Genomic DNA, 12,620 nt, shown 5'->3' with positions numbered 1-12,620 from the left:
AGGGGAGGACTTTCACCTCCATCTAGATGGATAGTTATAACTTTTTGGGGTTGTCCCCGCGAGTTACCTAAGTCATACCCCTCCCGTTTCGGGAGGCTCCTACTTAGAACAAGCCACACGCAGCCACGACTTCGATTTTCTTGATCAATTCCCCCCAGGCAGCATCAGAGATTGAGCGGTTAAGTCCTCTTTTGGCTGATTGTCCATTACGTTCGCGAAGCGTCGGCTTTGCCGAATCGTATCCGCCATTTTCGTTGGGCTTGGGCTTACAGCGAGATTTCATGCCCTTAATGTTCAAATCTTCAAACACCAGGGCATCTGCACCATCAACTAATTTTTTGGCAGTTTCCCAGTGGTATACCGAGCGCCCATTTTCAATCCGTTCATGCAATGAACCCACTTTTTTGAATGACTTTTTACGATTTTTTGAGCCTTTTCGCTTACGACTTGCAGCTCTCTGTCTCAGTTTTAAACGTCTTGATTGGCGATTAAATTTACTGCTTTTGGCTGGATTTGCAATGATTTGACCATCAGAAATACTGACAAGCTTCCTGATCCCAAGATCACACCCTTTGACACGTCCTGGATCTATTTCGTCCCTAGTCTTGACAGGAGGCAATGGGACTGATTTATCTTCGATTTGAATGCTGACAAACCAGCCTCGTGACTTTCGACGGACAGTAACCGATTTCATCGTAAAACCATCCGGAATAGGACGGGAATTATAAAAGCCCATCCAGCCAATCCCAGGCAAGTAAATTCGATTACCGTCTAGTTTTACCTGACCTGGAGAGTATTTAAAACTCCGATAGCGAGAGCGTCTTTTAGGTTTTGGATACCTAGCCTCTCCTTTGAAAAACTTTGTAAAAGCAGTATCCAATTGCCTTAGCATTTGTTGTAAGACAGTTGAATGAATCTGCTTGTACCAGGGGCGCTGTTTTTTTAGCACAGGAAGAGTTGAACTTTGAATCTCGTACGCACTACGCCTAGGGTTTTTGGTATTTTTCCATGGATACCCAACAGAACTTGATTTGCTTACCGAACAAGTAAGTGGACACGCCTCTCCATGACTTCTTAGATCACAATAATTCCCCAGCTTTGGAGATTTGACTTGTTCATAGGAATCACTTCTATCTCTCAACAAGTAATTATATTGACTCAACAGCATGTCTAGCCATTTAATCATGATAGCTTCTTGCTGAGGACTAGGTTTGAGTTTATAGACGTATCCTAATTGCATGGTATCGACCTTTTTCCTGTGCTATCGCGGATTAAGCTTACAGAAATATACTTGACAAGTAGGTAACAGGATTAACGTATGAAAAAATCAGGAAGACCTTGTATTCATCATGAGCCAAAGTCAGCTCATACAGTTAGAACCACCAATGCCGCTTGGGACGGGTTAAAGCAAATGGCAGCTAAAGCGGGATTGAGTCTGTCAGAATATCTGGAAGCCTTCGGAAAAACTGGTGTACTACCTTAGCAATTTTGAGGGGAAAATTCATCCCCACCCGTCGCAGGGATGGGGTATTCTTTTCCCCTCAAGCTCCCCTAATCGATAAAAGAGTATATATAATACTAGTGTATATACTTATATCTTAATAAAGGCTTCAAGATTTCAGTTAAGGTCACCAGCCTGATGTTTACCAAACCCTGACTCATAGTACTATTCCCCTCAGTATTGTGATTCAGTGTGATTCAGTGTGATTCAGTGTGATTCAGTGTGATTCACTCCTAAGCAGCTGATACCCCAGGGTGCATCTGACCTCAGCTTAAAAACAGACGTATTAGGAAATTGCTAATCTCATCCTGTAGTTGACTAATGCATTTTGGAATTCAGGATAGCCGATTAAAAACGATATTACCCATGAGCCAAATCAAATTAGCTGTGAGTCAAATCAGCCAGTCCCTGGCAGCCTTATCTTTGTTGGTAGCCCATATTGGTGTCATGCCAACTCAAGCCCAGCCCATTCAAGCCGATGGTAGCACTCAGACCCAAGTCACCCTCGATGGCAATCAATTTGACATTGATGGTGGCATCCGCTCTGAAGATAATCTCTTTCACAGCTTTCAGGAGTTTGGTCTAGACCAAGACCAAATTGCTAACTTCCTATCTCAACCGGATATACAAAACATTCTGAGTCGGGTCACCGGTGGTAATGCTTCTGTGATCAACGGTCTGATCAAAGTCACAGAGGGCAACTCTAACCTGTTTTTAATGAACCCAGCGGGGATAATTTTTGGTGCTAATGCCCAGCTGAATGTACCCGCTTCATTCACCGCAACTACGGCGACTAGGATTGGCTTTGGTGATGACAATTGGTTTAATGCCTTTAGTGCCAATGAGTACTCTACCTTAGTCGGTACACCCAGTGCCTTTGCGTTTGATACATCCGAGACACCGGGACTAATTTTTAATGAGGGTATAGAAATCCTAGAAGGAAATAACCTGACTTTAATCGGTGGTACTGTCATCAACACCAATCAACTGGAGCTTCCAGAAGGAACAATTACTATAGCTGCTGTGCCTGGGGAAAGTTTGGTAAAAATTAGCCAGGAAGGACTGTTGCTGAATTTGGAAGTTGAACCCCTAACCTCAGATCCTTCCAGACCAGAACAAGATTTTACACCGCTGACTTTAGCTGAGCTATTAACCGGAGATGGTGTCAGTCATGCCACAGAATTCACGGATAATGGTGATGACACCGTGACCTTGACTAGTTCTGGCATTACTATAGCGCCTGGGGATGTAACTGTTAAGGACGTAACAGCACAAACTGCCTTCCTGGCTGCCAACAATAACCTGACTCTGAGTGCAAGCCAGCTATCTAGTAAGAACACCACCCTGTCTGCCAACAATGACCTGACTCTGAGTGCAAGCCAGATATCTAGCGATAACATTACCCTGTCTGCCAACAATAACCTGACTCTGACGGAAAGCCAGCTATCTAGCACGGGGGACTTAACCTTATTGGCTAAGGAGACGGTGCGGATTAGGGACACACCAGATAATTCCTTTCAAGCGTTAGCAGGAGGAAACCTCAAGATTCAGGGGGATGGGGGCGTGAACCAGGATCAGGGCATTAAGCAGGATCGGGGCATTGATATCCTAGCACTGAACAATCCCAACACCCGCTTCCAGAGTGGTGGCAACCTGAGCTTGGTCAGCGATGGCAAGATCTCTACAGATGCTCACTTTGCCAGTGGCGGTAATTTCTCAATTGAGAATTTAGCTGGTCAACCGGGTGACTTTTTTAGCGTCCAAGACCCAATTATCACCGCTGACGGGGATGTTACCTTTGGGGATTACATAGGGTCTTCTCTTAAAGTAGAATCCACAGGAAATATTGAAGCTGGGAATATCAAAATCACTGCACCAGATACTGGGCTAGCCGATTTAGACCCAGATTCAGCTTCAGATATTGGCCAATCAGATATTAACACTTTAAGAAGTAGTCGTGCTGTGATTTTAAGGGCGGGTTTGAATAAAAATGAATTGAGCAATCAAGTGGCGGTAAATTCTGGAGATGCTTCATCTCAAGTTACCGACAATTCTGGAGATGTTTCATCAGGCAGTATCACCATTGGTAATATCGACACCAGTAATCCAAATAATGGTCGTGGTAATAATGCTCCTGGAATTGAAAATAATAATGCTGGTCCTGTAATCTTATCCGCTCAAGGTGACATTATTTTTCGCAATAGTGATCCTTCCAATTTTTTTACCCAAATAAGAACCACAGAAAGAAATGGTAATAATTCTGGTAATGTATTTTTGGAAACTAAAAATGGCTCTATTAAGATAGAGGCAGCAAGACTCGATATCATCACCGAGGTTTCAGGGGGTGGGAATGCTGGTAAAGTAACGTTTCAGGTTCCAAATTTAAAGAATATCGTAGATAATATCGATTCTGGTAAGTTGCAACTAAGGACAAGAGCTCGGGGTAGTGGTAATGGTGGTGATGTAGAGTTTGTTAGTCAGGAAAAGATCACTCAAGAGCAGAAAGAAAAAATACAAAATGAAATCCAGAGAGATTTGCGAGCTTTCGGTGGAGGGAAGGATGGTGATATTGATTTTGATGATCTCTCCGAGACTGACACGAACCCTGACACAGATACTAATTCTAACCCGAAGACTGATCAAGATAGTAATACGGACAATCCACTCCTGATTATAAACCCTAAAGAGGACTTAGACATTAAAGATGACCTAGACATTAAAGATGACCTAGACATTAAAGATGACCTAGACATTAAAGATGACCTAGACATTAAAGATGATCTAGACATTAAAGATGACCTAGACATTAAAGATGACCTAGACATTAAAGATGACCTAGACATTAAAGATGACCTAGACATTAAAGATGACCTAAAATCTGATCCTATCAATGAAACATCCCCTGACACAAGTGAGTCCAAGGGTGGAAACAGTGGTAAGCAGACTCCCGCTTCCACCTCTGGCAAGACTATAAGTGACACCCAAGATTCCTCTACCTCAGACCCTGGTAGTTCAGAACCTGGAACCCCTACTGCTTCATCTCAATCAAATTCCACAACTGAAGAAGTTTCACCTGAAACTGACCCAGTTTATTTAATTGAAGAAGCCTTCACCAAAGAATATGAGTCACACTTTCAGCGACCGTTTAAGGCCAAAATCAACACTCAGAATGATGTCCGCAATCGGACTCGGGAGCTTGAGAGGGAGACAGGGCTAAAGACTGCCGTTATTTACGTCAGTTTTGTCGAAAATTCAAGTACATTACCAGGCACTCGATGTCAAGCTCCCTCAATCCCTGTTTCCAAAATCGACCGACGGTTTGGTTACCGACTCTCTGAGGTTCCTCAAGCACCAGAGCGTTGCTTACCACAACCAAATGACCAGCTGGAACTTTTGGTGATCACAGCTGAAGGTAATCCAATTGTGCGGCGAATCAATGGTGCCAGTCGTGATCAAGTCCTAGCTGTGACCAATAGATTTCAGCGATCGCTTAGCAATGCCGACAGCTTGGATGCCAAAGACCACCATTACCCAGCTGAGCAACTTTATCGATGGATCATAGCGCCCTTGGAGAAGGAATTAAATAACCGCAAGATTCAGAGCCTAATATTTGCTATGGATGAGGGTTTGCGCTCCCTACCTATAGCAGCTATCTACGATGGGCAACAATATCTGGTTGAGAAATATGGTGTTAACTTGGTGCCTAGTCTGAGCTTAACCTATTCTCGTCACACAGATGTGAGACCCTTCCGGGTTCTGGCAATGGGAGCATCGAAATTTCCTTATCAACAGCCTTTGCCTGGGGTAGAAGTGGAGTTAACCACCATCACTGAAAAACTGTGGAAAGGTCGCTCTTTTCTCAACGAAGCCTTTACTCTGGACAATTTAAGGGCTCAACGACAACAGCAGCAATATGGGATCATTCACCTAGCCACCCATGCAGAGTTCAACCCAGGAACTCCTAACGATTCCTACATTCAGATGTGGAACTACAAACTAAGGCTGTATGAAATGCAAAATCTGCTTTATGAGCCATCGGTAGAGTTGTTGGTACTCAGTGCTTGTCGAACTGCTTTGGGCAATCGAGAAGCGGAGTTGGGTTTTGCTGGGTCAGCCTTTCAGGCAGGAGTTGACTCGACTTTGGCAACCCTTTGGTATGTCAGTGATCAAGGTGCTCTGGGGCTGACTACTGAGTTTTACCGTCAGTTGAGAAAGACATCGAGTAAAAGCGAAGCCTTACGACAGGCACAGTTAGCGATGATTCAAGGCAATGTGCGTATCGAGAATAATCAGTTATATGGCTCGGGCAAGAACATCTCGTTACCGCCAGAATTGTCAGGACCAGGAAAACAAAGCTTTTCTCATCCCTACTATTGGGCTGCTTTCACTCTGGTTGGAGATCCCTAGTGAATACCCTAGTTAATACCAATTCTTCACTTTTCATAATTTTGATAAGCAGTAACAATCCTCTGAACGAGGGCATTACGGACAACATCCTTATTGGTGAGTTCGCAGAAAGCAATGCCTTCTACAGATCTTAAAATTTTTAGGGTTACCGCTAATCCTGAGGGTTGGTTGCTAGATAAATCGGTCTGGGTGAGATCACCAGTGACTACCATCCGAGAACGTGAACCCAAACGAGTCAAAACCATTTTCATCTGGGCTGGTGTGGTGTTCTGAGCTTCATCAATAATCACGAAGGCATTATTGAGGGTGCGACCTCGCATATACGCTAGGGGAGCCACTTCAATAATGCCCCGTTCCATTAAATTGGCAGTCTTCTCTGTATCAATCAGTTCATGGAGAGCATCATAGAGGGGGCGCAAATAGGGATTAATTTTTTGCTGCAAGTCTCCTGGTAAAAAGCCAAGTTTTTCACCAGCTTCTACCGCTGGTCGTGTCAGAATCAGTCGTTCATATTGATTATTTAGTAACGCCTGAGCGGCGATTACCACAGCTAGGAAGGTTTTGCCAGTGCCTGCTGGTCCCACACAGAAGGTGAGGTCATGGCTTAGTACAGCTTTGATATACTGCCGTTGCCGGAAGGTTTTAGCTCGGATCACTTCACCCCGGCGAGTATGAGCCAGCACATCTTGATGTAAATCTTGTAATTCATCCTGTCGCTTGGTATCTAAGGCATGAATTGCGGTTTGGATGTCTACTCCTGTAATCCTTTTACCTTCGAGCCAATAGATTTTAAGCGATCGCACTAGGGATGATACCCGCTCGACCTGTTTCTCGGTGCCAGAAATCAATAAATCTTGCCCTCGCAGCACCAGATGCGCACCGGTTTGCCGTGATAGGGTTTTCAGGTTTTCTTCCTGGTCTCCCACCAAGGCGATTGCACTTTCTGGGCTGGGTAGCTCAATTGTTTTGGATACTTCACTCAAGGTTTATCAACTACAGGCTTGCTGTCTCAACTATCGAAGTTAACTGGTAACTTAAAGTAACTTAATAGACAACTCAATCTACCAATCTTGACCAATCTTCAAGGTTTCCTGCCATTGGTAATGAGAGGTACAGCAGCCGGATGTTCTTCACCCCCTTTTCTCCATTGTCCTCTCATTACCCAAACCTTCAAAACTATTGCAATAGAGAACTTAGGAGGGAAATCTTGGAGTTACTCTAGGTCTGGCAACTCGGCGAGGTAAATTTCTTCTGACAATGGTTCTACGACTAGGGCCATTGTCTCGACGAGGGCTACTACCTGAGCCTGAGCCTTCATAGATATCCAAATAAACAGTTTGGCCAGCAGCTTGGGCTGCTGCTTTAATTACTGTCCGAATCGCTTGAATATTGCGACCACCCCGACCGAAAACTCGCCCTTTATCCTCTCCATTAAAAGCTAGTCGAATCCAGACACGCTCTTTCCCATTTGATTTCTCACAGTCTACGCTGAGGGAGTCTGGTGATTCCAAGAACGGCTCGATTAAAAATCTCACCAGTGCTGAATAATCTGGGTCATCATCTCTAACAGAAGCAGATAGGATTTCAGGTACGGATTTGTTCAAAAACATTAGCTTTTTGCAAGATATTACGCACGGTTTGTGTTGGCTGAGCTCCATTTTTGAGCCACTTCACTATTGCTGGTACATTCAGCCTCGTTTCATCATTTCTTGGATTATAGAATCCCAGTTCTTCTAGAGGACGCCCATCACGGCGTGCACTGCTGGGAATTGCCACTATTCGATAGCTTACTTCACGCTTTTTGCCGAATCGTTTTAATCTGATTTTGATCATTGTACCTAATTAATTCACCTGTTTGATTTTAAGCGATCTTTGGGGGTTTGAAAGTGAACAGGTTGAATTGTGAAGATTGTAACTGACTCACCAGGCAAGCCGCTACCTGTTCACAATCTTCTCAGCTACCCTACTGCGCACGCCTCAGGGAACGGGCTAACCTTCAGGCTAACCTTCTTCTGTGTCACCTTTTACCGCGTTACCTTCTACCAGCTAACCTACCCTATGGGAACGCCAAAGGCGAACAACAGGCTAACCTACCCTACACCGAACGCCAAAGGCGAACAACAGGCTAACCTTCAGCGTAACCTTGGCCAAAAGGCCACGCTACGCGAACAACCTTCTAACCTTCTACTGGCTAAGCTTCTACTGGCTAACCTTCTACTATAATTGCCCAAATCCCTTCTTCTTCTTAGCTTTTTTCTTTTTCTTGCCAGAGCCACTACCACGCCAACCAGGTAGATTACGAGGATTTCCACCACCCATACCACCTAACATACCACCTAACCCCCCCATGGCTGGCATCTGACCTTGACCCATTTGCTGCATAAGCGATCGCATTCTAGTAAATTCACTCACCAGACCCCTGACGTCTTTTTCCGTATGACCAGAACCTTGGGCAATGCGGCGGCGGCGGCTCGGAGAGCTAGCTAATAAATCTGGGTTACGACGCTCCTCGGAGGTCATGGAGCTAATCATAGCTTCGGACTGCTTGAGCTTGGTTTCCCCTTGTTGAAGTTGAGAAGAACTGAGTTTGCCCATGCCTGGAACGAGTTTCATCAAGCCACCAAGGGATCCCATGTTCTTTAACAGGCGCATCTGCTTCAAGAAATCGCTGAAGTCAAATTTTGCTTCCAGCATTTTCTGTTGCATCTGTTCAGCATCAGCGATGTCAATCTCTTCCTGGGCTTTCTCAACCAAGGTGAGTACATCCCCCATACCCAGAATCCGGGATGCCATCCGGTCAGGATAAAATGGTTGTAGTGCCTCGACCTTTTCCCCAACCCCAACAAATTTAATCGGCTGACCTGAAATTTGCCTGACTGAAAGGGCAGCACCACCACGACTATCACCATCAAGTTTGGAGAGAATTGCCCCAGTAATACCGATTTGCTCATGGAAGGTGCGGGTCAGGGTTGCTGCTTCCTGACCAGTCATGGCATCCACCACTAGTAGGGTATCGTGGGGTTGGACGGTTTCTTTGATGCGGGAGAGTTCTCCCATCATCTCTTGGTCGATTTGCAGTCGTCCCGCTGTATCGATAATTACCGTATCGATAGCCATTGCTTTTGCCCGTTCTACCCCTTGACGAGCAATGTCTACTGGGTCAGCTTCTGTACCTAACTCAAACACAGGTACATCAATTTGTTGACCGAGGGTGACTAATTGATCAATGGCTGCGGGTCGATACACGTCTGTAGCCACTAGCAAACAGCTACGTTCTTGCTTACGCAGATGTAAAGCGAGTTTTGCACTAGCCGTAGTTTTACCAGTACCTTGTAGACCAGCCATTAGCACAACGGTTGGTGGGGTGTCTGCTTTGGCTAGGGGAACATTGGTTTCCCCCATCACTTGCACCAGTTCGTCGTAGACTATTTTGATGAACTGCTGGTCAGGGCGAACACCTGATATGACTTCACTGCCTTGTGCTTTCGCTTCTACTCCAGCAACGAAATCTTTGACTACTTGTAGGTTGACGTCTGCCGATAAGAGGGCGCGACGCACTTCTTTTAGGGCGTCTTGGATGTTAGAACTAGAGATCTTGTCCTGACCCCGTAGTTTTTTCCAAGCATCTTCTAAGCGTTCGGCGAGAGCATCAAACATACGTCAATTGTCAATTGTGATGGTTTTGTTTTTATGGTTACTTTACTGAGTCGCCAGAGTTTTGATATACCACACCTCTTAGCTACACACCTTACTAGCATAGCGCTTTTGGGGATTTTAGTTCAATCTGGTTGGTAAGCATTTAGCCCTGGGCTATTCGTGAAATTTCTTGAAATGGTTAAAATCAAGGCATGACTTAAGAGCTACTGCGGAATTAGGTGAGCGCGTGAATCAACTTTCTGTGCAGAAGATTAGGGCTAGTGTTTCTGTATGCCAACTTCCACCACCCTTAAAACCGCCAGATGTATTGCGGGTAATTGTTCCGAGTGGAACCTTGCGTGAGGTTGATGCTTTCAATCGGGGGATTGAGATTTGGCGAGCACGTGGCTACCATGTTCAATTACCACACAACTGGAACGCTAGGGAAGGTTACCTAGCTGGGACTGATAGTCAGCGACGCCAACAGTTGCTCGAAGCGTGTCTTGACCCCAAATGTCGCGGCATTCTCTGTGCTAGAGGAGGTTATGGTAGCGCTAGACTTCTGGAAGACTGGACATGGCCAGAAGAGTTGAAGGTTGGCAAGTTGAAGGTTGAAGGTTCTCAAGACAACTTGGAACCAGATAACCTTGGCCAAAAGGCCACGCTACGCGAACAACCTGTAACCTCGACCAACCTGCAACCTTCAACAAACCAACCTGTAACCTCGACCAACCTGCAACCTTCAACAAACCAACCTGTAACCTCTGCTTTGAAGTGGTTGATTGGTTTTTCTGATATTACTGCTTTACTGTGGAGTCTTGGTCAGATTGGGGTTTCCGGTGTTCATGGTCCGTTACTGACTACTATTGCTGCTGAACCGGAATGGTCACTCAATCGGTTGTTTGATTGGGTGGAAGGACGACCCATAGCTCCCTTGAAAGGGGTTGGTTGGGGAGGTGGTAAGGTTTCTGGTGTGTTGCTACCGGCTAATCTTACGGTCGCTACTCATCTGCTGGGTACACCCCTACAACCTTCATTATCAGGAGTTATTCTTGCTCTAGAAGATGTCACTGAGGCTCCCTACCGCATTGACCGGATGTTGACTCAGTGGCGCATGAGTGGTGCAATGGCCGGGGTGAAAGGTATTGCCTTAGGGCGGTTTAGCCGTTGTGCTCCTCCCAAGGATGTTCCTAGCTGGAGTGTGGAGGAAGTGTTGCGCGATCGCATTTGGGATCTGGGTATACCGGTTGTCTCTGACTTGCCTTTCGGTCACGATGGGGTTAACGCTGCCCTTCCTGTGGGACAGCTGGTTGAACTAGATGCTGAGGCCGGGACCTTGAGTTGGGTTGGAGGTTAGCAGGTTGAAAGTTGGCAGGTTGAAAGTTGGCAGGTTGAAAGTTGGCAGGTTGTTGGCTTAGCGTGGCCTTTTGGCCAAGGTTAGCCAGTTAGCAGGTTAGCCAGTTAGCAGGTTAGCCAGTTAGCAGGTTAGCAGGTTGTTCGCGTAGCGTGGCCTATTGGCCAAGCTGGAAAGTTTGTTATTCCCTTTGTTTCCATCTCCTTTTAACCTTCGCGTAGCGTGGCCTTTAGGCCAAGGCACCGTCTTAGAATGTAACTTATTATTAATACTTTTTTAATCTTCTCAAATCAGGAGAGTAAACGGAATACCAGCATGATAAGCTGACAAATACACTTAAAAAAGTATAATAGGATAGATGCCATATGGCTGGGTCAACCCAGGTTCCTTATTTGTTGAGGGCGGCTCGTGGTGAACGTGGTGAGGTTTTAGACCGCCCCCCTGTGTGGATGATGCGACAGGCAGGTCGTTATATGAAGGTTTATCGCGATTTACGGGATAAGTATCCGAGTTTTCGCGAGCGCTCCGAAAACCCAGACATCGCGATTGAGATTTCTCTACAACCCTGGAAAGCGTTTAGACCAGATGGAGTGATTTTGTTCTCTGATATTCTAACTCCATTGCCAGGGATTGGTATCGATTTTGATATTGTCGAAAGTAAAGGGCCAATCATTAACCAACCGATTCGTACCCAGGAACAAATTGACCAGCTACATCTGTTGGATTTAGAGAAATTTGGGTTTATCCGGGAAATTTTGAAGGCGCTACGGGACGAAGTGGGCAATGACGCAGCAGTGCTGGGTTTTGTGGGTGCTCCCTGGACTTTGGGCGCTTATGCGATTGAGGGTAAAAGTTCTAAAAATTACTCCATTATTAAAGGGATGGCCTTCTCACAACCAGCTATGCTACACCAATTCTTGGGTAAGCTAGCGGATGCGATCGCTATCTATGTCCGTTACCAAATCAATAGCGGTGCTCAGGTAATACAAATGTTTGACTCTTGGGCAGGTGAACTGAGTCCCCAAGACTACGAAACCTTTGCCTTACCCTATCAGCAGCGAGTAGTACAGCAGGTTAAAGCCACTCACCCAGATACCCCCTTCATTCTCTATATCAGTGGTAGCGCTGGAGTGCTTGAACGCATGGGACAATCGGGGGTTGATATGGTCAGCGTAGACTGGACCGTAGACATGGCAGAAGCTAGAGCAAGATTGGGTGATAAGATGAAAGTTCAGGGCAATATCGACCCAGGAGTGCTGTTTGGATCACAAGCTTTTATTCGCGATCGCATTGTCGATACTATTCGCAAAGCTGGCAACCAAGGTCATATCTTAAATCTTGGTCATGGTGTTTTACCCGGAACTCCAGAAGATAATGTTAGATTCTTCTTTGAAACTGCCAAAAAGGCAAATGAATTAATGGCTGTTCATGCATAATAGTAGATAAAACAATAGAGAGTAGAGAATCGACAACCAGATTCTGTGCCATTTTCTCCCTCTAGCAGTCATAGGTTCGGGGAGCGCTAGTCCTGCCTAGGGTATCCTTCGGTCAGAGTTGGACCGGGCTTTCAAGGTGCAGACGTTTACTTGTCCACGTAGCCCCTCCACTAAATGGAATCCTCGCTTCAGTCTCATCCCCTTGAAGGGGATGAGATTAACAACCTTATACAACTATCTTGAGAGTGCAGATACTTGATTAGACGACTAAGGATAGAATCCTTCA

At 45.6% G+C, this 12,620-nt stretch carries 10 protein-coding genes; 5 read left to right on the top strand and 5 right to left on the bottom strand.

Annotation, left to right across the window (positions count from 1 at the left end; genetic code table 11):
• Positions 1 to 103 precede the first annotated feature (103 nt).
• Complete coding sequence (locus F6K46_RS27360) at positions 104 to 1,240, bottom strand: transposase (RefSeq protein ID WP_293062924.1); 1,137 nt, start codon at positions 1,238 to 1,240, stop codon at positions 104 to 106.
• A 78-nt stretch (positions 1,241 to 1,318) separates the two neighbouring features.
• On the opposite strand from F6K46_RS27360, the gene F6K46_RS27355 reads away from it, so the two are divergent.
• Positions 1,319 to 1,483, top strand: a complete 165-nt coding sequence (locus F6K46_RS27355; protein WP_198953930.1) for a hypothetical protein — start codon at positions 1,319 to 1,321, stop codon at positions 1,481 to 1,483.
• 384 nt (positions 1,484 to 1,867) lie between these two features.
• Positions 1,868 to 5,908 (top strand): CHAT domain-containing protein, encoded by a 4,041-nt coding sequence (locus F6K46_RS27350; RefSeq protein WP_293062917.1) that lies wholly within the window; start codon positions 1,868 to 1,870, stop codon positions 5,906 to 5,908.
• A gap of 26 nt (positions 5,909 to 5,934) precedes the next feature.
• Here F6K46_RS27350 and F6K46_RS27345 read toward each other — a convergent pair whose 3' ends face one another.
• The 3 genes from F6K46_RS27345 to rpsP all read right to left on the bottom strand — a co-directional run bounded on the left by F6K46_RS27345 (position 5,935) and on the right by rpsP (position 7,741).
• A complete protein-coding gene (locus F6K46_RS27345; RefSeq protein ID WP_293062915.1) occupies positions 5,935 to 6,891 on the bottom strand; it encodes a PhoH family protein in 957 nt (318 codons plus the stop codon).
• Positions 6,892 to 7,101: 210 nt separating this feature from the next.
• On the bottom strand, positions 7,102 to 7,518 hold the full coding sequence (locus tag F6K46_RS27340; protein WP_075895580.1) for a KH domain-containing protein: 417 nt from the start codon (positions 7,516 to 7,518) through the stop codon (positions 7,102 to 7,104).
• Positions 7,493 to 7,741: a 30S ribosomal protein S16 gene (gene rpsP / locus F6K46_RS27335; RefSeq protein ID WP_071102122.1), complete on the bottom strand. Its 249-nt coding sequence runs from the start codon at positions 7,739 to 7,741 to the stop codon at positions 7,493 to 7,495. The genes F6K46_RS27340 and rpsP overlap by 26 nt, the downstream gene beginning before the upstream one ends.
• A 69-nt stretch (positions 7,742 to 7,810) precedes the next feature.
• On the opposite strand from rpsP, the gene F6K46_RS27330 reads away from it, so the two are divergent.
• Complete coding sequence (locus F6K46_RS27330) at positions 7,811 to 8,131, top strand: hypothetical protein (RefSeq protein WP_293062913.1); 321 nt, start codon at positions 7,811 to 7,813, stop codon at positions 8,129 to 8,131.
• On the opposite strand, the gene ffh is transcribed toward F6K46_RS27330, so the two are convergent.
• Positions 8,126 to 9,565: a signal recognition particle protein gene (gene ffh, locus F6K46_RS27325; RefSeq protein ID WP_293062911.1), complete on the bottom strand. Its 1,440-nt coding sequence runs from the start codon at positions 9,563 to 9,565 to the stop codon at positions 8,126 to 8,128. The two genes, F6K46_RS27330 and ffh, sit on opposite strands and share 6 nt — an antisense overlap.
• A gap of 226 nt (positions 9,566 to 9,791) precedes the next feature.
• Between ffh and F6K46_RS27320 the strand changes: the two genes are divergently transcribed.
• Positions 9,792 to 10,901: an LD-carboxypeptidase gene (locus tag F6K46_RS27320; protein ID WP_293062927.1), complete on the top strand. Its 1,110-nt coding sequence runs from the start codon at positions 9,792 to 9,794 to the stop codon at positions 10,899 to 10,901.
• Between the two features lie 362 nt (positions 10,902 to 11,263).
• Positions 11,264 to 12,334 carry a uroporphyrinogen decarboxylase gene (hemE, locus tag F6K46_RS27315; protein ID WP_293062903.1) on the top strand — a complete coding sequence of 357 codons (1,071 nt, stop codon included), beginning with the start codon at positions 11,264 to 11,266 and terminating at the stop codon, positions 12,332 to 12,334.
• Positions 12,335 to 12,620: the final 286 nt, after the last annotated feature.

The sequence above is a fragment of the Moorena sp. SIO3E8 genome (assembly GCF_010692445.1).
Taxonomy (GTDB): Bacteria; Cyanobacteriota; Cyanobacteriia; order Cyanobacteriales; family Coleofasciculaceae; genus Moorena; species Moorena bouillonii.
The sequence above is the reverse complement of the archived record's forward strand: the minus strand, read 5'-3'. Positions and strand labels throughout refer to the sequence as shown.